Below are 24,405 nucleotides of genomic sequence, written 5' to 3'. Positions count from 1 at the left end.
CCTTGCCGCTAGTGCCGGTTCCCGTGGCCCCTACACCTGGTGACAGGGGCGGCCTGGACCGGCGACAGCGAAGGAGAGTGAGGGAGCACATGCCCAAGGCGTACGTCTTCACGCGGTACGGCGGCCCGGAGACCGAGGCCCTGGTGGAGCTGGACCGGCCGAGTCCGGGGCCCGGCCAGATCCTCGTCGCGGTTCGCGCGGCGGGTGTGAACCCCGTCGACTGGAAGCAGCGCACGGGCCATCGCCGTCCGGGAGACTCCGAGCGCGAGATGCCCGCCGTGTTCGGCAACGAGGTCGCGGGGGTCGTCGAGGAGATCGGCGCCGACGTGACCGGCTTCGCCGTGGGGGACGAGGTCTTCGGCAACCCGGTGGCGGGCGGATACGCGGAGTACGCCCTGCTGCCCGTGGCCGTGACCGCGCACAAGCCCGCCGAGCTGTCGTTCCCGGACGCCGCGACCCTGCCCGTCGCGGCGGCGACCGCGTACGACGGCATCCGCCAGCTCGGCCTGCCCTCCGGCGCGACCGTGCTGATCACCGGCGCGGGCGGCGGAGTCGGCGTCGCGGCCACCCAGATCGCCCGCGCCTTCGGGCTGCGCGTCATCGGGGTCGCGAGCGACGGCAAGAAGGACTTCGTCGAGTCGCTCGGGGCCGTGCACGTCCCGTCGGGGCCCGACCTGGCCGAGCGCCTGCGGGCGGCGGCCCCGGACGGGGTGGACGGGGTCTTCGACCTCGTCGGCGGCGAGGTCCAGGAAGCGGCGGCCACGCTGCTGAGCGACCGCACGAAACTGATCACCGGTGCCGACCGGGAGACGGTGGCGAAGCTGGGCGGCGCGGGCGTCGAACGAGCCCGCACGGCCGCCGTGCTCGACGAAGTGGCGAGGCTCGTGGTCGGCGGCGAGCTGCGGCCGTTCGTCACCCGGACCTTCCCCCTCGACCGGGCCGACGAGGCACTGCGCACCGTCGAGGACGGCCATGTGCGCGGCAAGATCGTGATCGAGGTCTCCGCATGAGCGCGCACCCGCTGGACAATCCCGCGCTCGGCTCGCTGAGCGGCCCGCACGCCCACTTCGCCGAACGCCGGGGCCGCGTCCTGCGCTACCCCCTGGACGTGTCGCCGTGGCTGGCCCTGCCCGACGAGCCGGACGCCGCCGACTGGTCGGACCTCGCGGCCCTGGCCGGCCCCGGGGCCGAGGCCCCGCTGGCGGGCTTCCTCGGGCAGACCCCGGACGGCTGGGAGGTGACGTTCAGCATCGAGGGCGTCCAGCTCGTCGACGACGGCCTCGCCGCGGCACCGGACGCCGAGGCCGTACGGCTCGGCCCCGCCGACGTACCCGAGATGCTGGACCTCGTCGAACGGACCAAACCCGGCCCGTTCCTGCCGCGCACCGTCGAACTCGGCACCTATCTCGGGATCCGCCGGGGCGGCGCCCTGATCGCCATGGCGGGGGAGCGACTGCACCCGCCGGGCTGGACCGAGATCAGCGCCGTCTGCACCGACCCGGACTTCCGCGGCGAGGGCCTGGCGAGCCGGCTGATCCTGGCCGTCGCGCACGGCATACGCGAGCGCGGCGAGACCCCCTTCCTGCACACCGCCGCGGGCAACACCCACGCCATCCGGCTCTACGAGTCCCTGGGCTTCCGGCTGCGCCGCACCACCCGGTTCATGGCGGCACGGGTACCCGAGCACCTGGAGGACGAGCGGGCCGTGGGCGTCGGGTGACGACGAAGACCGTGGTGATCGCGGGCGGGACCGACGGGATCGGAGCGTCGGTCGCCCGTACGTGTCTGGGGCGCGCGGCGACCGCGTTGTCGTCATCGGCCGCAGCGAGGTGAAGGGGCAGGCGCTCGCCCAGGACGGCGCCTCCTTCATCCGGTCGGATCAACGGATCTCGGCCTCCTCGCGGAGAGTGGCAGGGCCCGGCGGGCCCCTCTCCGCCGTCCACTGGGCCGACCTGGGCCTCGCGCACGGCTACCACGGGGGCGCGGCGCTCGGCCAGGGCGGCAAGCTCAACGACCTGCTCGGCGTCTCCTTCGCCGAGCGCCACGCGGCCACCGGCATCCGGTACGTCCTGATCCATCCCGGCGTCACGGCGGGGAGCTTCGCCGGCGAGTACGACGCGCAGACGCTCGCCCACGTCGAGTCCCTCAAACGGCTGGGGAGGCCGGTGGAGGAGGCCGCCGCGCCGATCCTCGCCGCCCTGGACGACCCGCCCGCCGAACCGCTCAGTGCCTTCGTCGAGGGAGCGCGCATCGGCGTGGACGACGAGGGCTTCGACCGGGGCGCGGCACGGCGGCTGCACGCGCTGACGGAGGAACTCCTCAGCTCGCGGAAGCCTTCCTGACAGAGGCTTCGGAGACCGCTGCGGACGCCGTGTTGTACTGCACCAGATACGCGGCGAACCGTTCCAGGTCCTCCTCCGGCCAGTCCACCAGCCGCTCGCGGAACGCCTCCCGGCGGCTCTCCGTCACCTGGGCGAGGATCTCCGTGCCGGCCCGGGTCAGATGGAGCACCTGCACCCGGTGGTCGTCCGGGTCGAGGCGCCGCTCTATGAGCCCCGAGCGCTCGAGTGCGGCCACCTGCCGGCTCACGGTGGACTTGTCCAGCGCGTAGTGCGCGGCCAGGTCGGTGGCACGACAGCCGCCGCTCTCCTCCAAGTGACCCAGCAGGGTGTACGAGACCAGGGACAGCTCGGGGTGCATGCGGCCCGCCGAGGCCCGGGCCCGCCGGGCGAAGACCGTCATCTCGCGCTGGATGGTCTCCACGGCCGCGTCCGCCGCTGACGTGTCGATGGCGGACGTCTCGGCGGCGGACGTCTCGGTGGTGACAACGGTCTCATCGGACCCTTCGGCTGACTTCACGGGGCCTCCTTCCCTCTTCTGGTTGTATAGTACAACTTGAAGTGAGAGTTGTATAAGCCAACTATTAGGAGTTCGCATGGTCACCGGGCTACGGTCGCCGGCGCTGCGCCACGTGCTGACGCACCTGGTCACCCCGCTGCTGATGTGCGTCGGCATGGGGCTCGCCTACATGGGCGCGTTCGTGACGCCGGAGCCGCATCACCTGCCCGTCGCGGTCGTCGGTTCCGGGGCCGAGGCCGAGGCGAAGGTCTTCGCCCAGACGGTCAAGGACAAGGCGGGGGACGCGCTCGACGTCCGGACCGTCGCGAGCCGCTCCGAGGCGGTCGGTCTGCTCAAGTCCCGTGACATCACGGGCGCTTATGTGCCGAGCGCGAAGGCGCCGGAGCTGGTTGTCGCCACCGCCGCGTCCGACATGGGCGCCATGGCCGTCGAGAAGGTCTTCACGCCGGTCGCCGCCCAGCAGGGAGCGATGCTGAGGGTCACCGACGTCGCCCCGCCGGTCGACGACGACCCCACGGGCCAGGGCCTGTTCTTCCTGCTGATCGCACTGAGCATCGGCTCGTACGCGTCCGTCGCCGCGCTCGGCGCCGCGGGCGCGGGCCTGCCCATGCGGATACGGGCGCTGCTGGCCGTAGGGGTCTCCGGTGTCGTGAGTGTCATCGGCGCGGCGCTCGCCGGGCCCGTCTTCCACCTCGCGCACCACGACCTCGCGAGCGTCTGGGGGATGAGCTGGCTCTACTCCGCGGGCATCCTCTTCATCGGCCTCGGACTCCACACGTTCCTCAAGCGCTGGACCACGCTCGCGATGATGGTGCTCTTCGTGATGCTCAACTTCACCAGTTCGGGCGGCCTGTTCCGGCCCGAACTCCAGAACGGCTTCTTCGGCGCCCTGCACGCCTTCTGGAACGGTGCGGGATTCGTCGAGGGCATCCGCAGCCTCCTCTACTTCGACCGTGACGGGCTGGCGGGCAACGTGGGGACGCTGGTCGCCTGGCTGCTGGTCGGCATGCTGGTCACGGCCGTCGCCGGTGGTGTCGAGCGGGTTCGCGCCCGTGGAGCCGCACAGGAGAAGCCCGAGCCGGTCGCCGAGACCGAGGAAACCGGCGCAGGCGCGGCCGAGGAAGCCGGCGCAGGCGGAGCCGAGGAAGTCGAGGAAGAGCTGGAGGAGTCGGTCGCCGTCTGACCGCTCCTGTTAGTGTTGCCGTCCCGGCTGCGGACCGCCCCAGCCGAGGAGTTGCCGAGGAGGTGAGACCCATTACCGCTGTGTCAGGTCGGGTGCTCTCACCTCAAGGCAACGCGGCTCGCCCGTAGGCGACCGCGAGAGCGCCCTTCGGCTCCCGAAAGGCTCTCGGCTTCCATGCCCCCTCTGTCTGATTCCGTTGTCGCCGCGCTCCGCTCCGCAGGCTGTGTCTTCGCCGAGGACGAGGCGGAGTTGATCCTCTCCACCGCCGGCACCCCGGACGAGGTCGCCACCATGGTGGACCGGCGCGTCTCGGGACTGCCCCTCGAACACGTCCTCGGCTGGGCCGGGTTCCACGGTCTGCGCATCTCCGTGGAGCCGGGCGTCTTCGTGCCCCGCCGCCGCACCGAGTTCCTCGTCGACCAGGCGGTAGCCCTCGCGAAGGGCGCGTCCGTCGTCGTGGACCTGTGCTGCGGCTCGGGCGCGGTGGGTGCCGCCCTGGCCGCGGCCCTCGGCGGGCCCGAGCTGCACTCCGCCGACATCGACCCGGCCGCGGTGCGCTGCGCCCGCCGCAACGTGGCTCCCTTCAGCGGTCACGTCCACCACGGCGACCTCTTCACGGCGCTGCCCGACACCCTGCGCGGCCGCGTCGACGTCCTGGCCGCCAACGTCCCGTACGTCCCCACCGGCGAGGTCGGCCTGCTGCCCCCGGAGGCCCGCGACCACGAACCCCTCGTCGCGCTGGACGGAGGCTCCGACGGGCTCGACATCCTGCGCCGGGTCGCCGCCGGGGCACCCGAGTGGCTGGCCCCCGGCGGCTGCCTGCTCGTCGAGACAAGCGAACGCCAGGCTCCCCTGGCCGTCGACACGTTCACCCGCAGTGGTCTCGTCGCGCGGCTCGTGGTCTCGGACGAGCTGTACGCCAACGTCGTGATCGGGACCAGGGCCCAGACGTTCGCCCGCTGAGAGCGCATGACGACGGCGGGGGGGGGGGGGGGGGGGGGGGGGGGGGAGAGGGTCGGGGGTTTGCTCGGGGGGGGGGAGCGGCGGGGTGGGGGGGGTTGCCGAAAACCCCCCCCCCCCCCCCTCCGCCGTCGTCTACAACAGACACACGACACCGCGCACGGAGGGCCCGATGAGCCGTTACCCGCACCTGCTGAACCCGCTCGACCTGGGCTTCACCACCCTGCCCAACCGCGTACTCATGGGCTCCATGCACGTGGGCCTGGAGGAGGCCGAGCGCGGCTTCGAGCGGATGGCGGAGTTCTACGCCACCCGGGCCCGCGGTGGCGTCGGTCTCATCGTCACCGGCGGTATCGCGCCGAACGAGGCGGGACGGCCGTACGAGGGCGGCGCCAAGCTGACCACCGAGGCGGAGGCCGAGCAGCACGCCGGGATCACCGCCGCGGTGCACCGCGAGGGCGGCAAGATCGCGATGCAGATCCTGCACTTCGGTCGGTACGCCTACCACCAGGACCTGGTCGCCCCGAGCGCCCTGCAGGCGCCGATCAGCCCCTTCGCGCCGCACGCGCTCACCGACACCGAGGTCGAGCAGACCATCGACGACTACGCGCGCGCCGCCCGGCTGGCGAAGCTGGCCGGTTATGACGGCGTCGAGATCATGGGCTCCGAGGGCTATCTGATCAACGAGTTCATCGCCGCGCAGACCAACAAGCGCGAGGACCGCTGGGGCGGCTCGTACGAGAACCGCATGCGCTTCCCCGTCGAGATCGTCCGGCGGGTGCGGGAGGCGGTCGGCGAGGACTTCATCATCATCTACCGGCTGTCGATGCTGGACCTGGTGCCGGGCGGCTCCTCGCTGGCGGAGGTGATCACGCTGGCCAAGGCCGTCGAGGCCGCCGGAGCGACGATCATCAACACCGGCATCGGCTGGCACGAGGCGCGTATCCCCACCATCGCGACCTCGGTGCCGCGTGGGGCGTACGCCTGGGTGACCAAGAAGGTCATGGGCGCCGTCTCCATCCCGCTGGTGACGACCAACCGCATCAACACCCCTGAGCTGGCTGAACAGTTGCTCGCCGACGGCCACGCCGACATGGTGTCGCTGGCCCGGCCGATGCTCGCCGACCCGGACTTCGTCGCCAAGGCGGAAGCCGGGCGCCCCGAGGCCATCAACACCTGCATCGGCTGCAACCAGGCCTGCCTCGACCACACCTTCAGCGGCAAGATCACCTCTTGCCTGGTCAACCCGCGCGCCTGCCACGAGACGGAGCTGGTCCTCGCGCCGACCCGCCTGCGCAAGCGAGTTGCCGTCGTAGGCGCCGGACCCGCAGGGCTCGCCTGCGCGGTCAACGCCGCCGAGCGCGGCCACGATGTCACTCTCTACGACGCCGCGCACGACATCGGCGGCCAGCTCAACGTGGCCCGCAAGGTCCCCGGCAAGCAGGAGTTCGACGAGACGATCCGCTACTTCCGTACGCAGCTCGAACTGCACGGTGTGGACGTCGAGTTGAACACGCGCGTCACCGCGGACGGTCTGGACGCGTACGACGAGGTCGTCGTCGCCACCGGCGTCAGCCCCCGCACCCCCGAGATCCCCGGCGTGGACCACCCCAGCGTTGTCGGCTACCTCGACGTCCTGCGCGACGGCGCCCCCGTCGGCGACCGCGTCGCGATCCTCGGCGCCGGCGGTATCGGCTTCGACGTCGCCGAGTACCTGACCGACGGCGGCGACAAGGCGAGCGAGGACCCGGCGACGTACTTCCGGAACTGGGGCGTCGACATGGACTACCGGGCGCCGGGCGGCCTCGCCGCCCCCGAACGGCCCGCCCCGCCGCGCACCGTCCACCTCCTCCAGCGCAAGGCCTCCAAGGTCGGCGCCGGACTCGGCAAGACCACCGGCTGGATCCACCGCACCGAGCTCAAGCACCGGGGCGTCACCATGGTCCCGGGCGTCCAGTACGACCGGATCGACGACGCCGGGCTGCACGTCACTGTCGAGGGGCGCAGTCAGGTCCTCGAGGTCGACACGATCGTCCTCTGCACCGGGCAGGAGCCGCGCCGCGACCTGTACGAGGAGCTGCTCGCCGCGGGCCGCAGCGTGCACCTCATCGGCGGCGCCGACGTGGCCGCCGAACTGGACGCCAAGCGTGCCATCAAGCAGGGCACGGAGCTGGCGGCGGCGCTCTAGGCAAGGAAGGCGGGAGGGCTGTCCGGTGGGCGGCCCTCCCTAGGATGACCCCATGTCACTCCCGCACGCGATCCTCACCGCCCTGCTCGAGAAGCCGTCGTCGGGCCTCGAACTGACCCGGCGGTTCGACAAGTCGATCGGCTACTTCTGGTCGGCGACGCATCAGCAGATCTATCGCGAGCTGGGAAAACTGGAGGCCGAGGGCTACATCCGGGCCCTGCCCTCCGAGCAGCCGGCCCGGGGCCAGAAGAAGAGCTACGAGGTCCTGCCCGCGGGCGGCGACGAACTCGCCCGCTGGACCGCCGCGTCCCAGGACCCCAAGCCCCTGCGCGACACGATGCTGCTGCGGCTGCGCGCCGCGGCGGTGGTCGGCACCGCGGGTGTCGAAGCCGACCTGCGCCGCCATCTTGACCTGCACCGGCGGCAGTTGCACGAGTACGAGGAGATCCAGAAGCGGGATTTCCCGCCGGGCAAGGACACTCCCCAGGACCGCCTGCGGCACCTCGTGCTGCGTGCCGGCATCGACCTGGAGACCTTCTGGACCCAGTGGCTGACGCACGCCCTGGAGGAGTTCGAGCACCTGCCGGCGCACGAGTAGGCGGCCGCCCGCCCGACCGGAGTCGGGCCGCCGGCCGCCCGTGAGGTGGCGGGCCGCCGGATCAGAGCCGGTTGGGCTTGGCCCGACGGCGCAGGAACCACGCCGCCGCCACGGTGCCGACGGCGACCAGCACCCCGCCGCCCACGACGGTGAGGGTGCCGTAGTCCTTGGCGGCGCCGCCGAGACCGCCCATCACCCCGCGCGACGGCGAGGACGGCGAGGCCGTCGAGGCCGTCGAGGAGATTCTGGGGGTCGCGGCGGCGGCCGAGACGACGATGGACTGGGTGCCCGCCGTCGTCCCGTCCTGGCAGACCACGATGACGGTGTAGGTGCCGGCACTCACATTCGACCAGGACGACGACTGGCTATTGCTCGTCCCGGTCAACGCCGACTGGCGCCCCTGAGCGAAGTTCGCCTGTCCACTGGAGAGCAAAGAGGCGTTGCCGAAGCTGCTGCCGTTGCTCGGACAGGCACTGGTGGTGACCGAAACCGCGGATCCGCTGGTGCTCACGGAGATCCCCGAACCCCACGCGACGGCCGACGGGGCGGCCAGGGTGAGCGGAAGCGCAGCGGCGGCGGCCACGGTCAGGCCGGAGCGGAGAAGTGTCTGAGTAGAACGCATAGGACTGCCCTCCAGCGGCACGGTTGGCGGTACATCCCATGCGCCGCCGAGGATTGGAAAGGCCCGTGCTGCCTCAGGGAGAGCCAACGTGCCCGAGGCCGGGCCCGCATGCGGACGGGGACCGGGCAGGTGACGAATTCCTTCGTCCGGCGGACGGCTGAAGGCTTGTTACGCCAGATGGCCGACCCTCACCAGGTACGGCCCGCCTGCAGCAGCCGCTCCCGGACGAGCGCCACATGCGGGTTGTCCGAGGCCCCGGGCCGCTGGGTGAGATACCCGGTGTTGATCGGCGGGTCCTCGGGGGACAGCAGGGGCACCAGGGCGCCGGAGGCCAGCTCGTCGTGGCACAGGTAGCGGGGGAGCACGGTGATCCCGGCGCCGGCCACGACCGCCGCGAGCACGCCCCGCAGATCGGGCACCGTGATCGCGGCCTGCCCGGTGAGCCGTACACCGAAGACATGCCGCCAGTAACGGCGGGCGATGGGCAGATCCTCGGCGTACGTCACCAGGGGCGCCCCGCGCAGCGCTGCGGGCCCCTCGGCCGCCACCCGGCCGGGCCCGAGGCGCTCCGCCCACTCCGGCGCTGCGACGAGCACGAACTCCTCGTCCATCAGCGGCACGGACGTCAGGGTGCGGCCGCGCGGCCGTGTCGTGGCGATCACCAGGTCGAAACGCCCGCCGCGCAGCCCCTCCAGGAGGTCGTCGGTCAGACCGGTGCTGACCCGCATCCGTACGCCCTGTGCCGCCAGCGGCGCGAGCGCGGGCAGCGCCTTCGTGCACAGCAGCTCGGCCGGGCCCGCCACGTGTACGGGGTCGGGCGGCTGGTCGGCGCCGAAGCCGCCGCGGTCCGCGACCACGGCGAGCGTGTCCAGCGGCGCCGCGACCTGCGCGGCCAGCTCGTCCGCCACCGACGTGGGCACCACACCGCGCGGCCCCCGCTCGAACAGCTCCCGCCCCAGCTGCTCCTCCAGCGACCGCATCTGCGTCGTGACCGTCGGCTGGGACAGACCGAGCAGCCGCGCGGCCGCGGTGAACGACCCCGCCCGGTGCACCGCGAGGAAGGTGCGCAGCAGGGAGAGGTCAAGCGGCGCGACATTGGGTTCCCTATGGGCCATAACGGTAACCCTACGTCGCACCTATTGCCGGTTGCGCGTTGTCACCGTGCGCTCCGCCGAGTACCCGCCCCACGTGCCGTCCGGCAGCTTCGCCCTGATCCGCACGCGGTGCGTGACCCCGGTGTCCCGTCCCACGTAGAAGCTGTACGTGGACGTGCCGCTGGGCGGTGTGCCGCCCCAGACGAGCGAGGTGACCGGACGTCCGTCGAGATGGATCTGATACTCCGTGATCACGCCGTCCGCGTCCGGCGGAAGCCAGGACAGATCGATGTAGTAGGCCCCGTCCGCCCGGTGGGTCGTCGCACGGAAGCCGGTCGGTGCGGTGCCCCGGACGTCATCCGAACCCGACGCTGTGGTGAGCCGCACGGCGTCGCTCGCGGCCGAGACGTTGTCCGCCGCGTCGCGCGCCCGCACGGTGAAGGAGTAGCGGGTGCCGGGCCGCAGCCCGGTGACCACCGTCGCCGTCTGGGCGCCGCCCACGCTGTGGATCTTCGAGGTGCCCTGGTAGATGTCGTACGAGGTCACGCCCCGGTCGTCCGTCGACTTCTGCCAGGTCAGCTGGGCCGCCCGGCTCCCGACCGCCTTGCCGCGCGGCCGGGCCGGGCGGGTGGGGGCCAGGTGGTCGGCCGCGACCGCTGCCGGTGTGCCGGCGCGCACCTGTTTGCTGGGCGGTCCGGAGTCCCCGGCGGCGTTGCGGGCCCGGACCGTGAAGACGTACGTCGTCGACGGTGTGAGCCTGGTGATGTCGGCCATGTGCTCCGCGCCGGGCACTTCCTTCACCTTCGTGGTGCCGCGATACACCTCGTACGCGGTGACCTTCTGGTCTCCGGAAGCCCGGTTCCACATGACGTGCACGCTGGTCGCACTGCCCGCCGCGGCGGTGACGCCCAGCGGGGCCGAGGGCAGACGTGCGCCCTGGCCGTCGTGCCGTGCGCCCCATCCGCAGGACGTCAGGACGAGCAGCGAGCCGCACACCAACGCAAGCTGAACGCGTCGCACGGGCCTGCCTTCCCTCGACGGGATTGGTCTGTACCTATAAGACACGGCTGACGCGATCACATCAAGAGGGCGGGCGGCCGTTCGCCGGACCGCGGTGCGGGTACGTATGCTGATCCTGACGCGGCGTGAACTCGCTTTTGTCTCAGGGGAGTTCACGCCCACGGCGCGGACCGCTGTCGTCGCTGATCCCGCGCCGGCGAGGGCGGTCGAGTGGCCGGAGCCGACTGCGGCTCGGGCCCTCGGCCGCACGGCCCCCGCCGAAGCCGCGATGCGCCGTCCGACCTCCTCCCGGGGGACGCACCGCTGTCACGTGTACGACGACGTCATTCCTTTCTGTACGAGTACGCCTCCGCCGCTGCCGCCTCCACCGCGGCGAGGTCCGCGCCCGCCGAGGCCGTGACGACCGCGGCCACCGCGCCCTCGACGAAGGGCGCGTCCACCAGGCGGGTGTTGTCCGGGAGTTCGTCGCCCTCGGCGAGCAGGGCCTTCACGGTGAGGACCGCGCTGCCCAGGTCGGTGATGACGGCGACCCCGGCGCCGCGGTCCACGGAGGCGGCCGCGGCGGAGATCAGCTCGGCGCTTGTGCCGAGGCCGCCGTCCAGGGTGCCGCCCGCCGGGGCGATGGGAGCGGTGGTGCCGCCACCGGCCAGACCCGCCGCCAGCTCGGCGACGGAGGCGGCGACGGCGGCACTGTGCGACACGAGCACGATGCCGACGAGCCTGCCCGTGGAGTCACTCACCGGACGCCTCCACGAGCGCCGCGATCAGCAGCGAGGAGGACGTGGCGCCGGGATCCTGGTGCCCGATGCTGCGCTCGCCCAGATAGCTGGCCCGGCCCTTGCGGGCCTGCAACGGCGTCGTCGCGACGGCGCCCTCCTCGGCGGCGGCCTTCGCCGCGGCGAAGGAGCCGGCGAGCGCGTCGACCGCGGGCACCAGCGCGTCGATCATGGTCTTGTCGCCGGGGGCGGCTCCGCCCAGCGCCATCACCGCGTCCACGCCCGTGCGCAGCGCGTCCGCGAACTGCTCCTCGGTGACCTCGGCGGCGTCCCCGAGCTCCTTGCCGGTCCGGCGCAGCAAGGTGCCGTACAGCGGCCCCGACGCACCGCCGACCGTCGAGATCAGCTGCCGTCCGGCGAGCGTGAGGACGGCGCCGGGCGTGTCCGGCGCCTCCTTCTCCAGGGTGGCCACCACGGCGGTGAACCCGCGCTGCAGATTGCTGCCGTGGTCGGCGTCGCCGATTGGCGAGTCCAGGGCGGTGAGCCGTTCCGCCTCGCGGTCCACGGACGCGGCGGTGACCGTCATCCAACGGCGGAAGAAATCGGCGTCGAGCACAGAATCTCCTTGCGTGGTCCGAACGTTGACCTGGTGTCGAGGTTGCCGCCGAGCGGCCGCCGACCGGGTGCTGACCGAGGTCACATACCCCAGCGCAGGCCCGAGGTCTTCACCGGCGCGTCCCACAGCCGCAGCAGTTCCTCGTCCACCTGACACAGCGTCACCGAGGCGCCGGCCATGTCCAGCGAGGTCACGTAGTTGCCGACCAGCGTGCGCGCCACGGGCACCCCGCGCTCGGTCAGCACCCGCTGCACCTCCGCGTTGAAGCCGTACAGCTCCAGCAGCGGGGTCGCGCCCATGCCGTTGACCAGGACCAGCACCGGATTGCGCGGATTGAGGTCCTCCAGGATCGCGTGCACCGAGAAGTCGGCGATCTCGCGCGAGGTCATCATCGCGCGCCGCTCCCGGCCGGGCTCGCCGTGGATGCCGACGCCCAGCTCCAGCTCCCCGGGCGGCAGATCGAAGGTGGGGCTGCCCTTGGCCGGAGTGGTGCAGGCGCTGAGGGCGACGCCGAAGCTGCGGGAGCTCTCGTTGACCTGCCGGGCCAGTGACTCCACCCGCTCCAGGGGCGCGCCTTCCTCGGCCGCGGCCCCCGCGATCTTCTCCACGAACAGCGTCGCGCCCGTGCCACGCCGTCCGGCCGTGTAGAGACTGTCGGTGACGGCGACATCGTCATTGACGAGGACCTTCGCGATCTGGATGCCCTCGTCCTCGGCCAGCTCCGCGGCCATGTCGAAGTTCAGCACGTCGCCTGTGTAGTTCTTCACGATGAACAGCACACCCGCGCCGCTGTTCACGGCGGCCGCCGCCCGCACCATCTGGTCCGGCACCGGAGACGTGAAGACCTCGCCGGGACACGCAGCCGACAGCATTCCGGGACCGACGAAACCCCCGTGCAGCGGCTCGTGCCCCGACCCGCCGCCCGAGACCAGGCCCACTTTTCCGGCCACCGGAGCGTCCCGCCGTACGATCACCCGGTTCTCGACGTCCACCGTCAGCTCCGGATGCGCGGCCGCCATACCCCGCAGCGCGTCCGCGACCACCGTCTCCGCCACGTTGATGAGCATCTTCATGGGTACCTCCTCGTGTGACTACCAGCTTAGCCTCTGACCGGTATTTTTCCTGGTCAGCATGTGTATGGACGGTTGTTGATCTTGGCGTTCCGTGGCGGCTCGACGCGGGCTCCGGCGGGGCTGATGCTGACCTGTCGCCGACTTTGCTGATACATCGTCAGGTTCTGGTGTTGCGCAGGTGGGCGAGCCGAGCAGTTCACACTCGGCAGTATCGGCGCTCAGGGGGAGGTGGTCACGTGTGGCGACACTCTCGGGTTCGTCGGCGCACACGGTGAAGCCCTCGCGGGCGAAGAACAGGGCATCGCGGCCTCCTCGCGCCGTGCGCCACGGTCGGCCAGGCCGCCCAGGACCCGTTCTGCGACACCGCGGCCTGGCATCCGCCGGTTACGACGCGGCCATGCTGCCGGCCTACTCTCCACTCGTCCCCGGATGCCGGACGCGGACGACGAGCTTGCCGGCGGCGCGGTCGTGCTCCATGTCGTCGTGGGCCTGCGGCACCTGCTCCAGGCCGTCGTAGACGCGGTCCACGGGGAAGGCCAGCCGGCCGGCCGCGACCGCGTCGAGGATCTCCTGGAAGGCCTCCCGAGGCAGGTCGGCGGCGTCGCCGAAGTAGCCCGCCAGGCGCACACCCTTCGGCAGGTACTCGTTCGGGGAGAAGTCCCGCACCGTCCACTGGTTGGAGAGGCTGCCGCCGAAGCAGGCCGTGCCGTGCACGCGCACCGCGCGCAGAGTGTCGGGCAGGGTCGGCGTGCCGACGAGATCAAGGGCGGCGTCGACGCCGTCCGGGTACAGCTCGCGCACGGCGGGCGCGACCTCGCCGGTGTCGAGCAGGGGATGGTCGACGCCGTGCTCCTTCAGCAAAGCGAGGCGGCCGGCCCGCCGGGTGGTGGACAGCACCGTGGCGCCGCGCCATGTGGCCAGCGCGGCGGCTGCCAGGCCCACCGAGGAGGTGCCGCCGCGGATCAGCACGGACTGACCGGGCTTCAGGTCCAGGCCGATGGTGAGCGAGCCGTAGGCGGTCTGCACCATCTCCGGCAGGGCGCCCAGCACCTCCCAGTGCAGGTCGGTGTCGACGGGGATGACCTGGGACAGCGGCACCGACGTGTACTCGGCATAGCCGCCGTCGTAGGTGCGCCCCATGTCCCCCATCATCGCGACGACCTTCTGCCCGGGAGCCAGCCCGCTGCCGGCCGGGGCCGCGTCGACGGTGCCGGCGGCCTCGATACCCGGCACCCGGGGAAAGGTGACGCCCACGCTCAGACCCAGTCGAAGCTTCAGCTCCGAGCGGTTGAGGCCGAACGCCTCGACGCGGATGCGCACCCAGCCGTCCCTCTCGGGCGGGAGCGGGAGCGTGGTCAGCCGCAGGTTGTCCACGGGGCCGGGGGCGGAGAGCCGGACGGCGCGCATAGTGGTCGGCGAGGACGTCATGAGCCTGCCTTCTTCCCAGGGGTAGGAGAGTCGGTCGGCGGTGGTCAACATGCAGCCGCTGCGCCTTCATTCCCGACTCGCCCCGGTATTCCGCCTGTTGAGATTCGCGCCCGACCATGTCCTTGCCGATCGCGCCTACCCCTCCCGCCGCATCCGCGCCTACCTGCGGCGCCGCCGGATCCCGCACACCATCCCGGAAAAGCGCGACCAGGCCGGGCACCGGCTGCGGCGCGGTTCCGCCGGCGGACTGCCCACCGGGCTTCGACCGGGAGCGGTACAAGGCCCGCCACCGTATCGAGTGCCGGATCGGGCTGCCTGCGCTTCGCCGTACCGACCGGCTGAACTGCCCAGACGGAACTGAGGCGTTCGCCGCTTCGGACTCCTCTTGAGGCCTGCCCGCAGGCCTCAAGAGGAGCGGAATGCTCTGCCCGGCCACTGGAGCGGGCCGACCGCAACTACGGGGAGCTGCTCCAGGAGCTGAGGAACATCCAGACCGGGGTCCAGATCCTGTTCGCGTTTCTGCCGACGCTGGCCTTCACCGCCCGCTTCCCCATGCTCGACACGGCGCAGCGCACCATATACCTCACGACGCTGCTGCTCGCGGTGCTCGCGGCGGCGCTGTTCACTGCGCCCGCTGCCTTGCACCGCACGCTGTTTCAGCGCGGGGCCAAGCCCGAGATCGTGCGGACCTCGTCACGGCTCGCGGGGGCGGGTATGAGCCCCTTGTCAACGCAGTGTCGACACGGGGGAGTTCTGCGAGCTGGGCAGAGGCCGCTGGGACAAACGGAGCCTCGGCGGGAGCGTCGACCGGCTCGGCCAGCGGCAGGATGCGGTCCTCCCACCAGGACAGGCCCAGCACGGTGGCAAGCAGGACGAAGGGGGCCGAAGCTGGAACGATCAATACGTACATGCGTACCGCCTGCGGTGGGATGCGTGCGACGCGGCGGGCAGCAGAACGGTGCCCGCACAGGGCGCATCGATGCTGCGCCAGGATCGAGTGGCGACGGCGGATGCGGGAGCGGCCCCGTTGGTGACGGGACGGGTTCCGGCACTGATGCGCGAGGTGCGCCCCCGAAGGAGCGCGAGAGGTGATCGACGCTGCCGGGGGCTCGGGCCGCACCGCGCACGCTAAGCCTCGCCGCACTCCCTGAACAGATGCCAAGTGGCCATCCGGTCTCGGCGGAGGACGCTGACGTGGGCCCCTTCCGCAACCTCTGGGCAGGACTATGCTGTTCGAACACGCCCCGGCCCCCGGCAGTGATGCCTTGCTCCGCTCCGGGGAGGCCTGCCGTGTTCGTTCTGCTTCTCATCCTGATCGTGGTCCTGTTCGGCCTCGGCTTCCTTGGCCCCCTCTGGTGGGTGGCCGCGGCCGTGTTGGTCTTCGGCGCCACCCGGTATGGCCGCGGTGGTGGCGGGGGCTGGATCCGTGGTGACGGTTCCGATCTCGGGGACTACTGGGACTACGAGAATCGCCGGGACCGTCAGGACCGCTGGGATCGCCGCTACAGCCGTCAGTATCGGGCGCGCTGGAGGCGCGAGGACCGTCGGGACCGTGAACGCCGCGGGTGACTGTTGAAGTTGCCTGACATCCAGGGGGTGCGGGGCGGCTTCAGCCCCGCCGGACGCGCCGAAATCGTGGAGAGGTACATGCCATGAATCGCACAACCACGCTCCCCAAGGATTGGTGGGATCTGACGGCCGAGGCCTCGGTGGAGGACCTGGCGGGTCAGGATGTCGTGGTGCTGCGGGCCGAGATCGATCAGCTGCGGCGAGCGCTGGCCGGCCGTGCGGTCATCGATCAGGCCTGCGGCATGGTGATGGTTCTGGCCCCTTGCCGCCGTGAGCCGGCCAGGAACCTGCTGGTGGACATCTCGCGGCAGTGCAACACCAAACTTCCGGACGTGGCAGCGGCTGGTTGCGTCCAGGGAAGTGGTGTACGGGTTCGACCTGATCCGGGGGTTTGCCCCGGCATCGGGATGGTGCCCGCATAGATGAACGGCCACCGAGGACCTGCGCCTGGCCTTGCGCCAATACCGGTCCTTCTTCGACCGCCTGCTCAGTACCTGATCCCGGCCTGGCCCTCTCGACCCGACCCGTCCAGCCGATCACCGAGGCGCACATGACCGGACTCTCGCTACTGGGGTGCGAGTTGCCCGCTTTGCGCTCTCCCGGTGGGCTCTTTTCGCGGCGCTCGGTGGTTCAGTGTTGTCCCCAAGGGACTGTCGATGACCAGGTGCGGCCGGCCGCCGGGGCGGCGACCGTACCGACCGCTTCCGGGGCGACGGACAATGAACCCGCAACGTGATCACCGCGCGAGCTGCCCTCAGCGGGCCCGGCGTCTTCGTCGGTTTGCCCATCCCGGGCGCACGCGAACACAAGACGCACGTCATGCGACCTTTCAAGATCGTGTCCTGGAGCGACCGGCCTGCGGTGATTGCGCACGGTGACGGTTCAGGATGCGGGGGTGATCGGGCGCTGATTGGCTGATGGGGCCCGCTCTTCCCGACAGTCCAAGGAGTGACTATGAGCGCCGCAGGTGAATCCGGCAACCGAGCACAGCAGATGCGTGAGAAGGCCCAGAAGCTGACCGAGGCTGCGGAGCGCACGACCGACCCGCAGGAGCGTCAGAAGCTTCAGGAGCAGGCCCGGCGCCTGCAGGAGCAGACCAAGCAGCAGGGCCAGCCTGGTGAGAGCAGGTCGAAGGGCACTGCTGGCGGCGGGCGGAACCAGTAGCCCCCTGAGTGAGGCACGGCCGCTCAATGGCAGATGGTCTCCAGCCCCGGCCGGGACTTGCTGGAGGCCATCTGCGACCGGTTCTGTCGCACGGGCAAGAAGTAGGGCCAGGGCAGCACCTCGCGCACGTCCGTCCCCGTCGTCACCAGAAGTCGTTGCCCTCTCAACCTCCCCGTACCCGGTTTCAGAAATGGATTCACCGACGAATCCGTGCAGTCTTCTCTTCGCGTCACGCAAAAGAAGGGATTCTGTTGTGAGTGAAAGCATTTGGGGCTACCACCCAGCGTCGGGATATCAGACGGGAACCGATCTGATCGGTTTCAAGGTCGAGGCGACCGATGGCAGCATCGGCAAGATCGACAAGCACTCCGACGATGTCGGCGCCGCCCACCTCGTCGTCGACACAGGTGCTTGGATCTTCGGCAAGCATGTACTTCTCCCGGCCGGGACCATCACGCGCATCGACACCGCCGAGGAGAAGGTCTACGTCGACCGCACCAAGGGCGAGATCAAGGACGCGCCCGAGTTCGACAGGGACAAGCACACCGGCGACCCCCGCTACCTTGAGCAGCTCGGCAAGTACTACGGGCAGCACATGTGACCCCTCATTCACGTCGGTACGGGTCCCGCCGGTAGCCGGCCACCAGCCAGATCAGACCGCTCACGGGCGCTGCCTGGTTTTCGTTTGCCGGACGGTGCGTCCCGCCGGTCGCACCGTCAAGTCGTCTGCGACAAGGCGCTGGTGAAGGCACCAGGGGCGAACCGCAACGCGCCCGCCGTCGAGAGTGGCCCCTCCGCCCGAGGAGGCGAAGCGCCATGGTCCTCTTCCTGGTCCTGCTTGTGGTCGCGATCGTGCTGGGCATCATCGGCGTGGCCGTCGAGGGCATGTCGTATCTGCTCTCCATCGGCGTACTGCTCCTCATCGCCGACGTGGGGTATCTCGCCGTGCGCTCGGCAGTGCGCCGACGCCGCACCCGCTGACCTGCCAGCCCTTACACCGTCCGGCGGCCCCGCGGCTGGCGCCCGAAAACCGCACGGCGGTCACGGCCACCCTGCTGTGGCTCTGGCACACGCAAGCGGCCTGCGATCGCCCAGCCAGGGCGACCCGACAGGGGAACGAGGAACGCTCACAGGTCGGGTCGTGCGAGGAACGGATCGGGACGATCCCCAGGTTCAGACCGTCTACCAGTAGTGCCGTCGTCCACGTACCGCGTGCCCCAGCGATCCGAGGATCCACAGGATGACCCCAATGACGACCAGGATGATCCCGATGGTCCACAGGATGGCGATCTTGGCCACGAAAGCGACGACGAGCAGGATGACTCCGAGGATGATCATGATGTCCTCCGATCTCGCGGAGTGATCCCCCTGTCCAGCAAGTCCCCCGGCCGCCTTCAGCACAAACCCACACCTGGATGCGTGGAAGTTGGCACGGGTCACGGCCGAGCGGCATCTCGGTCGGCCGATGGTCTCCAGCGAGTGGGCCACCAGTCCCGGTGAGCCTGCCGTCCCCCGTGGCTTTGTGGACGGTGCGGTTCTACTGTAGGAGCAGGTAGATCCTTGGAGCGCGTCATGATCGTCGTCCTCGGACTCGTCATCTTGATCGCCGCGGTGGTCGTCGGCCTGACCGGTGTTCTCACCAACAGCGCCAGCGGGCATGAACTCACCGGCGGGTTCTCGGTATTCGGCCACGACATGACCGGCTCCACCGGCACGCTGTTCCTGTACGGCATCGTCGTTGGAGCGGCGGCCCTGTTCGGGCTGATCCTGGTGTGGACCGGTGTAAGCCACCGCCCATCTCACCGTGGCAGCGTCTCGCGCCACGGACTGAAGCAGTCGCGCCACGATACGGCCTCTGCCGGGAGAGGCCGCGACGACCTGGTCGACCAACGCGAGCCCGCCCGCGCGGACAACGCGAACGCGCGGAGGAACGACTCACCCCCCGGTGATCGCACTCCCGCTCCGGACGGCGGTCATCGGAGCAAACTGCACTTGTTCGGGCACCGCGCAGAACGCTGACCGGCTCAGCGCCACGGATACCCCTCCCACCGAAACCCAGCAGACAACTCACCCACGGTGGCCACCCATGAGTATCGGCAAGAAGATCGCGCACAAAGCCGAAGCGATGAAAGGCGGCGCCAAGAAAACAACCGGCCGCGCCACCGGCAGCTGGCGCCTACAGGCCGAAGGCCGCGGACACCAAGTCAAGGGCAACATCAAGCAGGCCGGGGCAAAGATCAAGGACGCCTTCAAACACTGACCCCCCGTCAACTCGACCAGGGTCACGTCGAAGCGTGTGTCGGTGCGCGCTGCGGGCACGCGAGCGCGGGGCGCGGCGTCGAAGTCGGCGAGAAACACACCGCCATCGACCTCCAGGTCGTCGTCGAATACGGGGTCGGCATCACCGAGGTCGCCGCAGAAGTCCGCGAGAACGTGATCGCGGCGGTGGAACGGATGACGGGCCTGGAAGTCGTCGAAGTGAACATAGCCGTAAACGACGTGCACCTGCCGGACGAGGACACGCCAGAGACGAGCGAGGACCGGGTGCACCAGGGCAACGCTCGGGGGCTGTGCATGCCCCTCGCTGAGTGCGTACGCGGGGCGACGGCAAGCCTCTGTTTCTGTGGGCAGCCGGAGAACCGCCTGTGAGGACACGGATTCGGAAGACGGGCAGAGCCACCTCGCTTGGGCTCGGCAGGGGACGGATTCTGCGCGGACGAATGGGACGCACCGGTTTTTGCTCAGCGCCGACGTCCGCTTCCCCGGGAGGACCAGCCGGACCCCACGCCGGCCGAGTGCGCTGCGAGGAAAGCAAGTCCGACGAGCATGAGACTCGTCGGGCTGAAGATCACTTCGGTCGACGTCTCGGTGACGCGGATGACGAAGGCGATGACGAAGAGCGCGGCCGCTACGAATGCCAACATCTGTCTACTCCTGCCGATGGACGGCGAACCACGCGTGATCCCGGCGGCTGCACCGCTGCCTGCTGACTTCCCCGGACGGTGCCGATCAGTCGTGCGAATCCTGCGGGGAGTCGAACGACTCCGTGGTAGCTCGAACCTTCGACGACGAGATCACAACACGCAGGACGACCGCCCGAGCGGCGGCGACTCCCCGACTCGGCGGCTCCAGGGCCTCTGCCGACGGAGTGGCCAGGCCCTCGAGAGCCGCGGTGGCCTCAGACTGTGCGCCGTTCGGAGGCGGCCGTACCAAACCAAGACACGTTGATGAGCATCTTCATGGGTCCCTCCGGGGTGAGATGAACTGCAGTGTCCGCTCCACGTGCGGTATCGGTTCTCGGCGGACGCTGGTCACGTGCAGGGGCGCTGTTGCCCGTCAGGACGGTGTTCTTCCATTCTGCGTCTGTGCCCCCAGAAGGCCGGTCAGAAGCGCGTCGGTCGCCGGAGCCAGGAGATGCCTGCCGTCGGGTGCCGACTCCAGGCCCGTGATCAGGGCGAGGCAGATGTCCGCGGCCTCGGCGGGCTCGATGCCCTTCGGGGAGTCCGCCTCGGTGAAGAGGCCGATCAGCAGGCGGCGCAGGTCGCCGCTGAAGGCGTGGCAGATGTCGCCGAACAACCGGGCCTTCTCGTCGAGGAGTTCGGCCGTGTGCGGGGAGTCGCCGGCCAGCTGGAGCACCAGGTCGAGCTTGGCGGCCAGGACGCCCCGGACGCGCTCGGCGTACGGGGCGTCCTGATCGGCGGCCGCCTGCCGGGCCCGGCCGAGCGCCTGCTGGTGCAGGCGTCCGGCGAGGCGGCGGAAGGCATCGTCCTTGCTGCGGACGTACTGGTAGACCGCTGACCGGGACACGCCCATGGCGGAGGCGATGTCATCCATCGTCGTGCGCCGTACGCCATACCTGGTCAGGCAGTCGTAGGCGGCGTCGAGGACCTCGTCGAGCCGGTCGGTACCCATCGCTCAGGCCAGCTTCGTCAGCAGTTCGGCCGCGAGCGGGGCGGAGGAGGACGGGTTCTGGCCGGTGACCAGGTTGCGGTCGACGACCACGTGCGGAGCCCACGGCTCGCCCTCCTGGAAGTCGACGCCCGCCTCGACGAGCCGGTCCTGGAGCAGCCACTTGGCCTGGTCGGCGAAACCGGCCTGCGTCTCCTCGGTGTTGGTGAAGCCGGTGAGCCGGTAGCCCGCGAAGGCGTTGCCGCCGTCCGGGCGGGTGGCGGCGAGCAGCGCGGCGGGGGCGTGGCAGACCACACCGAGCGGCTTGCCCGACTCCAGCGCGAGGGTGAGCAGCCGGCCGGAGTCGGCGTTGACCGCGAGGTCCTCCATCGGGCCGTGGCCGCCGGGGTAGTAGACCGCCGCGTAGTCGTCCAGGTTCACCTCCTCCACCTTGATCGGCCGCTGGAGTTCGACCATCGACGCGAGGGTGTTCGCGATCCGGTCCGCGCCCTCCTGGCCGCCGTTGAACTCGGGCGCCAGGCTCCCCTTGTCCATGGTCGGCACGACGCCGCCCGGCGTGGCGACGACGACCTCGTGGCCCGCGGCCTTGAAGGCCTCGTACGGGGCGACGGCCTCCTCGGCCCAGAAGCCGGTCGGGTGCCGGGTGCCGTCGGCGAGCGTCCAGTAGTCGACGCCGGTCATCACGAAAAGAATCTTCGACATGCTGCGTTACTCCGAGGGTGCGGGCCCCGAGGGACCTGGGAGGGGTTCCGGTCGTACGCCCTGACGCTCTGCGCTCAGATCGTCAGGGCGGCGATGTCCACGACGGTATGCGGGTCGGACATAGGTGACCAATAGAGAACCCGTTTGCAGGCATAGGGCATCCAATGGGTCTCCCATGGGCCAGGGATCTCATGCCTCTCCGGGACCGTCCTCTCCCCGTGCTCCGAGGGTGGAGGTCGCCGTGCTCCGAGGGTGGACGCCATACAGCCCCGCCATTAGTCTTCCATGCTATTAATCAACTAGGTGAGTATGAGAGGCGGGCGCAATGCATTCCTTCCGCAAGGCCGTGGAGGCCGGGGACTTCGCCGCGATCGAGGACATGCTGGCGGACGACGTCGTGTTCACCAGTCCCGTCGCCTTCAAGCCCTACCCCGGCAAGGCGATCACCGCGGCCATCCTGCGCGGCGTCTCCCGAGTCTTCACCGACTTCCGCTACGTGCGCGAAATCGCCGGCGCCGACGGTCGTGACCACGCGCTGGTCTTCGAGGCGAAGGTGGGCGACAAGGTGATCAACGGCTGTGACTTCCTGCACTTCGACGAGGACGGCAGGATCGACGACCTCATGGTGATGGTCCGCCCGCTGACGGCGGCTCATGCGCTCTCCGAGGCGATGGGAGCGCAGTTCGAGCGGATCTCGCGGGAGGCGGCGGAGGCGGCGGGAGCGGAGGCGGCGGGCGCGTAAGTGTAGAGGCGGCGGGCGCGTAGGCGTCGTCTGCTGGGCTGCGGGTTTGACACGATTCCCTTCGGCTACCCGCGTGTTGTGACATCGACGACATCCCAGCAAGAGCTCTTCCGGTTCCTGGAGGACCGTTTCGCCTGCGCTCAGGCCTGCACGGAATGTGCCCGTGCCTGCGCGCTGCGCGCGAGCCTCCTGGACCCGGACGGGCCGAAGGACCAGGAACTCCTGCGCCGCAAAGGCATCTTGTGCGCGGAAGTGTGCGACGCGACCTGCCATGTGCTGTCAGAGCAGCCCCACCGGGACGAGGCCGGCATCCGTGTCCAGGTGGAGTGGTGCCGCGCAGCCTGCCTCGAGTGCGCGCACGTCTTCGACCGGTGCGCCGGGGCGGAGGACACCGTGAAGGCCTGCCGCGCATGCGCCCAGGCCTGCACGGACTTCATGGCCACACTGAGCTGAGAACGGCCACGGGCTGGACTCGGCTGTGGAGTTGAGGGAGGGGCAGGGTTCAGCCCGGCTGCATGAGCGGACGTCCGGCCCGCGACAGCCGGTCCGTCCCACGCTTGCGGCACCGGCAAAGGGTGAGCGGCATCGGCATTCCCAATTTCTGAAACGCGTTCTACTCTGTGCGCCGTCAAGCCGGGGAGAACCAGCTCAGCCACTGGGAGCCAGGAGGCGCCGTGCATCTCGAATACACGCCAGAGCAGCACCAGTTGCGGACCGAACTGCGCGGCTACTTCGCCGAGTTGGTGCCCATCAACGCCTACGCCCGGTACGGCGACCCGGCGGCGCAGAAGCGGTTCTACCGTGAAACCATCCGCCGCCTCGGCACCGACGGCTGGCTCGGCGTGGGCTGGCCCAAGGAGTACGGCGGGCGCGGGCTGACCCCCATGGAACAGTTCATCTTCTTCGATGAGGCCGCCCAGGCGGGCGTACCGCTGCCGCTGATGGCGCTGAACACCGTCGGCCCGACGATCATGCAGTTCGGCACGGACGAGCAGAAGGCCTACTTCCTGCCGAAAATCCTGTCCGGTGAGATCGACTTCGCGATCGGCTACAGCGAGCCGGACGCGGGGACTGATCTCGCCGCGCTCAAGACGAAGGCCGTACGCGAGGGAGACGAGGTCACCGGCCACTACACCGTCAACGGGCAGAAGATCTGGACGACCAACGGCGACACCGCGGACTGGGTGTGGCTGGCCGTCCGCACCGACCCGGACGCCCCGCCGCACAAGGGCATCACCATGCTCCTCGTGCCGACCTCCGACCCCGGCTACTCCTGCACCCTCATCAACACCCTCGCCTCGCACGACACCACCGCGAGCTACTACGAGAACATCCGCGTCCCGGTCTCCCGCCGCGTCGGAGAGGAGAACAAGGGCTGGCGGCTGATCACCAACCAGCTCAACCACGAGCGGGTCACCCTCGCCGCCCACGGCACCATGGCGATCCGCGCGCTGCACGACGTACAGCGCTGGGCGATGGAGACCAAGCTCGCCGACGGCCGCCGCGTCGTCGACCTCCCGTGGGTGCGCCGCCGGCTCGCCCAGACCCACACCAGGCTCGACGCCATGAAACTCCTCAACTGGCAGATGGTGAACGCCGTCCAGGAGGGCACGCTCACCCCGCAGGACGCCTCCGCCGTCAAGGTGTACGGCTCCGAGGCGCGCCGGGACGCCTACGCCTGGCTGATGGAGATCGTCGCCGCGCCCGGTGTCCTCAAGGAGGGTTCCGCGGGTGTGGTCCTGCACGGCGAACTGGAGCGCGGCTACCGGTCGGCGGTGATCTTCACGTTCGGCGGCGGGAACAACGAGATCCAGCGCGAGATCATCTCGTGGATCGGTCTGGGAATGCCGCGCGTTCGGCGCTGACGGGCTGCGACGAGCACTTCAGGCCGCCCGGGCCCGGAGAGGGGTCGTTCGGCGCAACCTGCGGCGCGCTCCCCATTGCGGGCCGCTCAGTGCCGTG

29 protein-coding genes and 2 pseudogenes are annotated in these 24,405 nt (G+C 70.3%); 19 read left to right on the top strand and 12 right to left on the bottom strand.

The genetic code is table 11. The features are described from left to right. Window positions 1-89 precede the first annotated feature (89 nt). The 3 genes from ACZ4WS_RS15735 to ACZ4WS_RS15725 all read left to right on the top strand — a co-directional run bounded on the left by ACZ4WS_RS15735 (window position 90) and on the right by ACZ4WS_RS15725 (window position 2,342). Window positions 90-1,010: an NADP-dependent oxidoreductase gene (locus ACZ4WS_RS15735; RefSeq protein WP_467980721.1), complete on the top strand. Its 921-nt coding sequence runs from the start codon at window positions 90-92 to the stop codon at window positions 1,008-1,010. Further along, window positions 1,007-1,720 carry a GNAT family N-acetyltransferase gene (locus ACZ4WS_RS15730; RefSeq protein ID WP_467980719.1) on the top strand — a complete coding sequence of 238 codons (714 nt, stop codon included), beginning with the start codon at window positions 1,007-1,009 and terminating at the stop codon, window positions 1,718-1,720. Before ACZ4WS_RS15735 ends, ACZ4WS_RS15730 begins: the two co-directional genes overlap by 4 nt. 61 nt (window positions 1,721-1,781) lie before the next feature. Beyond that, window positions 1,782-2,342, top strand: coding sequence for a hypothetical protein (locus tag ACZ4WS_RS15725; protein ID WP_467980717.1), 561 nt, complete (start codon window positions 1,782-1,784; stop codon window positions 2,340-2,342). Here ACZ4WS_RS15725 and ACZ4WS_RS15720 read toward each other — a convergent pair. Further along, window positions 2,320-2,742 carry a MarR family winged helix-turn-helix transcriptional regulator gene (locus ACZ4WS_RS15720; RefSeq protein WP_467981089.1) on the bottom strand — a complete coding sequence of 141 codons (423 nt, stop codon included), beginning with the start codon at window positions 2,740-2,742 and terminating at the stop codon, window positions 2,320-2,322. The genes ACZ4WS_RS15725 and ACZ4WS_RS15720 overlap by 23 nt on opposite strands. 193 nt (window positions 2,743-2,935) lie before the next feature. Between ACZ4WS_RS15720 and ACZ4WS_RS15715 the strand changes: the two genes are divergently transcribed. From ACZ4WS_RS15715 to ACZ4WS_RS15700, 4 genes are all read left to right on the top strand, one after another. Continuing rightward, window positions 2,936-4,042 (top strand): hypothetical protein, encoded by a 1,107-nt coding sequence (locus ACZ4WS_RS15715; protein ID WP_467980716.1) that lies wholly within the window; start codon window positions 2,936-2,938, stop codon window positions 4,040-4,042. Between the two features lie 174 nt (window positions 4,043-4,216). Further along, window positions 4,217-5,005 carry a putative protein N(5)-glutamine methyltransferase gene (locus ACZ4WS_RS15710; protein WP_467980714.1) on the top strand — a complete coding sequence of 263 codons (789 nt, stop codon included), beginning with the start codon at window positions 4,217-4,219 and terminating at the stop codon, window positions 5,003-5,005. Window positions 5,006-5,174: 169 nt separating this feature from the next. Beyond that, window positions 5,175-7,190: an FAD-dependent oxidoreductase gene (locus tag ACZ4WS_RS15705; RefSeq protein WP_467980712.1), complete on the top strand. Its 2,016-nt coding sequence runs from the start codon at window positions 5,175-5,177 to the stop codon at window positions 7,188-7,190. Window positions 7,191-7,242: 52 nt separating this feature from the next. Next, entirely contained in the window at window positions 7,243-7,788 is a 546-nt protein-coding gene (locus ACZ4WS_RS15700; protein ID WP_467980710.1) for a PadR family transcriptional regulator, read from the top strand. Between the two features lie 61 nt (window positions 7,789-7,849). On the opposite strand, the gene ACZ4WS_RS15695 is transcribed toward ACZ4WS_RS15700, so the two are convergent. The 7 genes from ACZ4WS_RS15695 to ACZ4WS_RS15665 form a co-directional block, all read right to left on the bottom strand. Further along, window positions 7,850-8,410: a hypothetical protein gene (locus ACZ4WS_RS15695; protein ID WP_467980709.1), complete on the bottom strand. Its 561-nt coding sequence runs from the start codon at window positions 8,408-8,410 to the stop codon at window positions 7,850-7,852. Between the two features lie 188 nt (window positions 8,411-8,598). Next, window positions 8,599-9,525, bottom strand: a complete 927-nt coding sequence (locus ACZ4WS_RS15690; protein WP_467980707.1) for a LysR family transcriptional regulator — start codon at window positions 9,523-9,525, stop codon at window positions 8,599-8,601. A gap of 21 nt (window positions 9,526-9,546) precedes the next feature. Next, window positions 9,547-10,524 carry a fibronectin type III domain-containing protein gene (locus ACZ4WS_RS15685; RefSeq protein ID WP_467980705.1) on the bottom strand — a complete coding sequence of 326 codons (978 nt, stop codon included), beginning with the start codon at window positions 10,522-10,524 and terminating at the stop codon, window positions 9,547-9,549. Window positions 10,525-10,847: 323 nt separating this feature from the next. Continuing rightward, window positions 10,848-11,264: a PTS sugar transporter subunit IIA domain-containing protein gene (locus ACZ4WS_RS15680; RefSeq protein WP_467980703.1), complete on the bottom strand. Its 417-nt coding sequence runs from the start codon at window positions 11,262-11,264 to the stop codon at window positions 10,848-10,850. Beyond that, on the bottom strand, window positions 11,257-11,856 hold the full coding sequence (gene dhaL, locus ACZ4WS_RS15675) for a dihydroxyacetone kinase subunit DhaL (protein WP_467980701.1): 600 nt from the start codon (window positions 11,854-11,856) through the stop codon (window positions 11,257-11,259). Before dhaL ends, ACZ4WS_RS15680 begins: the two co-directional genes overlap by 8 nt. Before the next feature lie 80 nt (window positions 11,857-11,936). Then, window positions 11,937-12,929 carry a dihydroxyacetone kinase subunit DhaK gene (gene dhaK, locus ACZ4WS_RS15670; RefSeq protein WP_467980700.1) on the bottom strand — a complete coding sequence of 331 codons (993 nt, stop codon included), beginning with the start codon at window positions 12,927-12,929 and terminating at the stop codon, window positions 11,937-11,939. A 408-nt stretch (window positions 12,930-13,337) separates the two neighbouring features. After that, entirely contained in the window at window positions 13,338-14,357 is a 1,020-nt protein-coding gene (locus ACZ4WS_RS15665) for a zinc-binding dehydrogenase (protein ID WP_467980698.1), read from the bottom strand. Window positions 14,358-14,792: 435 nt separating this feature from the next. On the opposite strand from ACZ4WS_RS15665, the pseudogene ACZ4WS_RS15660 reads away from it, so the two are divergent. The 6 genes and pseudogenes from ACZ4WS_RS15660 to ACZ4WS_RS15635 form a co-directional block, all read left to right on the top strand. Then, a pseudogene (locus ACZ4WS_RS15660) lies at window positions 14,793-15,083 on the top strand (DUF6328 family protein); the annotation flags it as partial. Between the two features lie 564 nt (window positions 15,084-15,647). Then, window positions 15,648-15,926 carry a hypothetical protein gene (locus ACZ4WS_RS15655; protein WP_467980697.1) on the top strand — a complete coding sequence of 93 codons (279 nt, stop codon included), beginning with the start codon at window positions 15,648-15,650 and terminating at the stop codon, window positions 15,924-15,926. 83 nt (window positions 15,927-16,009) lie between these two features. Next, window positions 16,010-16,348 carry an ANTAR domain-containing protein gene (locus ACZ4WS_RS15650; protein ID WP_467980695.1) on the top strand — a complete coding sequence of 113 codons (339 nt, stop codon included), beginning with the start codon at window positions 16,010-16,012 and terminating at the stop codon, window positions 16,346-16,348. Window positions 16,349-16,880: 532 nt separating this feature from the next. After that, window positions 16,881-17,090 (top strand): DUF6381 family protein, encoded by a 210-nt coding sequence (locus ACZ4WS_RS15645; RefSeq protein ID WP_467980693.1) that lies wholly within the window; start codon window positions 16,881-16,883, stop codon window positions 17,088-17,090. Between the two features lie 253 nt (window positions 17,091-17,343). After that, a complete protein-coding gene (locus ACZ4WS_RS15640) occupies window positions 17,344-17,691 on the top strand; it encodes a PRC-barrel domain-containing protein (RefSeq protein ID WP_467980691.1) in 348 nt (115 codons plus the stop codon). A 215-nt stretch (window positions 17,692-17,906) separates the two neighbouring features. Next, window positions 17,907-18,071: a hypothetical protein gene (locus ACZ4WS_RS15635; RefSeq protein ID WP_467980689.1), complete on the top strand. Its 165-nt coding sequence runs from the start codon at window positions 17,907-17,909 to the stop codon at window positions 18,069-18,071. Window positions 18,072-18,272: 201 nt separating this feature from the next. On the opposite strand, the gene ACZ4WS_RS15630 is transcribed toward ACZ4WS_RS15635, so the two are convergent. Further along, entirely contained in the window at window positions 18,273-18,428 is a 156-nt protein-coding gene (locus ACZ4WS_RS15630) for a DUF6131 family protein (protein WP_467980687.1), read from the bottom strand. A 234-nt stretch (window positions 18,429-18,662) separates the two neighbouring features. On the opposite strand from ACZ4WS_RS15630, the gene ACZ4WS_RS15625 reads away from it, so the two are divergent. The 3 genes and pseudogenes from ACZ4WS_RS15625 to ACZ4WS_RS15615 all read left to right on the top strand — a co-directional run. After that, complete coding sequence (locus ACZ4WS_RS15625) at window positions 18,663-19,109, top strand: hypothetical protein (protein WP_467980685.1); 447 nt, start codon at window positions 18,663-18,665, stop codon at window positions 19,107-19,109. A 67-nt stretch (window positions 19,110-19,176) separates the two neighbouring features. Beyond that, window positions 19,177-19,350: a CsbD family protein gene (locus ACZ4WS_RS15620; RefSeq protein WP_467981088.1), complete on the top strand. Its 174-nt coding sequence runs from the start codon at window positions 19,177-19,179 to the stop codon at window positions 19,348-19,350. Continuing rightward, window positions 19,269-19,637, top strand: a pseudogene (locus tag ACZ4WS_RS15615) (Asp23/Gls24 family envelope stress response protein); the annotation flags it as partial. The gene ACZ4WS_RS15620 and the pseudogene ACZ4WS_RS15615, both read left to right, overlap by 82 nt. 194 nt (window positions 19,638-19,831) lie before the next feature. Here ACZ4WS_RS15615 and ACZ4WS_RS15610 read toward each other — a convergent pair. The 3 genes from ACZ4WS_RS15610 to ACZ4WS_RS15600 all read right to left on the bottom strand — a co-directional run bounded on the left by ACZ4WS_RS15610 (window position 19,832) and on the right by ACZ4WS_RS15600 (window position 21,701). Further along, a complete protein-coding gene (locus ACZ4WS_RS15610; protein ID WP_467980683.1) occupies window positions 19,832-20,014 on the bottom strand; it encodes a hypothetical protein in 183 nt (60 codons plus the stop codon). A 412-nt stretch (window positions 20,015-20,426) separates the two neighbouring features. Continuing rightward, entirely contained in the window at window positions 20,427-21,002 is a 576-nt protein-coding gene (locus tag ACZ4WS_RS15605) for a TetR/AcrR family transcriptional regulator (RefSeq protein WP_467980681.1), read from the bottom strand. A 3-nt stretch (window positions 21,003-21,005) separates the two neighbouring features. After that, complete coding sequence (locus ACZ4WS_RS15600) at window positions 21,006-21,701, bottom strand: type 1 glutamine amidotransferase domain-containing protein (protein ID WP_467980679.1); 696 nt, start codon at window positions 21,699-21,701, stop codon at window positions 21,006-21,008. Between the two features lie 325 nt (window positions 21,702-22,026). On the opposite strand from ACZ4WS_RS15600, the gene ACZ4WS_RS15595 reads away from it, so the two are divergent. The 3 genes from ACZ4WS_RS15595 (at window position 22,027) to ACZ4WS_RS15585 (ending at window position 24,308) form a co-directional block, all read left to right on the top strand. After that, window positions 22,027-22,443 carry a nuclear transport factor 2 family protein gene (locus ACZ4WS_RS15595; RefSeq protein ID WP_467980677.1) on the top strand — a complete coding sequence of 139 codons (417 nt, stop codon included), beginning with the start codon at window positions 22,027-22,029 and terminating at the stop codon, window positions 22,441-22,443. A 78-nt stretch (window positions 22,444-22,521) separates the two neighbouring features. Then, entirely contained in the window at window positions 22,522-22,896 is a 375-nt protein-coding gene (locus tag ACZ4WS_RS15590) for a four-helix bundle copper-binding protein (RefSeq protein ID WP_467980676.1), read from the top strand. Between the two features lie 221 nt (window positions 22,897-23,117). Next, a complete protein-coding gene (locus tag ACZ4WS_RS15585) occupies window positions 23,118-24,308 on the top strand; it encodes an acyl-CoA dehydrogenase family protein (protein ID WP_467980674.1) in 1,191 nt (396 codons plus the stop codon). Window positions 24,309-24,405 lie beyond the last annotated feature (97 nt).

The sequence above is a fragment of the Streptomyces sp. NPDC029292 genome (assembly GCF_055569295.1).
This window is presented reverse-complemented; position numbering and strand designations above follow the sequence as displayed.

What these genes read in the sequence shown, in the direction of transcription:
- ACZ4WS_RS15735 (WP_467980721.1), top strand. Translation starts at nt 90, where the DNA reads ATGCCCAAGGCGTACGTCTTCACGCGGTACGGCGGCCCGGAGACCGAG.
- ACZ4WS_RS15730 (WP_467980719.1), top strand. Translation starts at nt 1,007, where the DNA reads ATGAGCGCGCACCCGCTGGACAATCCCGCGCTCGGCTCGCTGAGCGGC.
- ACZ4WS_RS15720 (WP_467981089.1), bottom strand. Translation starts at nt 2,742, where the DNA reads ATGACGGTCTTCGCCCGGCGGGCCCGGGCCTCGGCGGGCCGCATGCAC.
- ACZ4WS_RS15715 (WP_467980716.1), top strand. Translation starts at nt 2,936, where the DNA reads ATGGTCACCGGGCTACGGTCGCCGGCGCTGCGCCACGTGCTGACGCAC.
- ACZ4WS_RS15710 (WP_467980714.1), top strand. Translation starts at nt 4,217, where the DNA reads ATGCCCCCTCTGTCTGATTCCGTTGTCGCCGCGCTCCGCTCCGCAGGC.
- ACZ4WS_RS15705 (WP_467980712.1), top strand. Translation starts at nt 5,175, where the DNA reads ATGAGCCGTTACCCGCACCTGCTGAACCCGCTCGACCTGGGCTTCACC.
- ACZ4WS_RS15700 (WP_467980710.1), top strand. Translation starts at nt 7,243, where the DNA reads ATGTCACTCCCGCACGCGATCCTCACCGCCCTGCTCGAGAAGCCGTCG.
- ACZ4WS_RS15695 (WP_467980709.1), bottom strand. Translation starts at nt 8,410, where the DNA reads ATGCGTTCTACTCAGACACTTCTCCGCTCCGGCCTGACCGTGGCCGCC.
- ACZ4WS_RS15690 (WP_467980707.1), bottom strand. Translation starts at nt 9,525, where the DNA reads ATGGCCCATAGGGAACCCAATGTCGCGCCGCTTGACCTCTCCCTGCTG.
- dhaK (WP_467980700.1), bottom strand. Translation starts at nt 12,929, where the DNA reads ATGAAGATGCTCATCAACGTGGCGGAGACGGTGGTCGCGGACGCGCTG.
- ACZ4WS_RS15665 (WP_467980698.1), bottom strand. Translation starts at nt 14,357, where the DNA reads ATGACGTCCTCGCCGACCACTATGCGCGCCGTCCGGCTCTCCGCCCCC.
- ACZ4WS_RS15650 (WP_467980695.1), top strand. Translation starts at nt 16,010, where the DNA reads ATGAATCGCACAACCACGCTCCCCAAGGATTGGTGGGATCTGACGGCC.
- ACZ4WS_RS15645 (WP_467980693.1), top strand. Translation starts at nt 16,881, where the DNA reads ATGAGCGCCGCAGGTGAATCCGGCAACCGAGCACAGCAGATGCGTGAG.
- ACZ4WS_RS15635 (WP_467980689.1), top strand. Translation starts at nt 17,907, where the DNA reads ATGGTCCTCTTCCTGGTCCTGCTTGTGGTCGCGATCGTGCTGGGCATC.
- ACZ4WS_RS15630 (WP_467980687.1), bottom strand. Translation starts at nt 18,428, where the DNA reads ATGATCATCCTCGGAGTCATCCTGCTCGTCGTCGCTTTCGTGGCCAAG.
- ACZ4WS_RS15625 (WP_467980685.1), top strand. Translation starts at nt 18,663, where the DNA reads ATGATCGTCGTCCTCGGACTCGTCATCTTGATCGCCGCGGTGGTCGTC.
- ACZ4WS_RS15620 (WP_467981088.1), top strand. Translation starts at nt 19,177, where the DNA reads ATGAGTATCGGCAAGAAGATCGCGCACAAAGCCGAAGCGATGAAAGGC.
- ACZ4WS_RS15610 (WP_467980683.1), bottom strand. Translation starts at nt 20,014, where the DNA reads ATGTTGGCATTCGTAGCGGCCGCGCTCTTCGTCATCGCCTTCGTCATC.
- ACZ4WS_RS15605 (WP_467980681.1), bottom strand. Translation starts at nt 21,002, where the DNA reads ATGGGTACCGACCGGCTCGACGAGGTCCTCGACGCCGCCTACGACTGC.
- ACZ4WS_RS15600 (WP_467980679.1), bottom strand. Translation starts at nt 21,701, where the DNA reads ATGTCGAAGATTCTTTTCGTGATGACCGGCGTCGACTACTGGACGCTC.
- ACZ4WS_RS15595 (WP_467980677.1), top strand. Translation starts at nt 22,027, where the DNA reads ATGCATTCCTTCCGCAAGGCCGTGGAGGCCGGGGACTTCGCCGCGATC.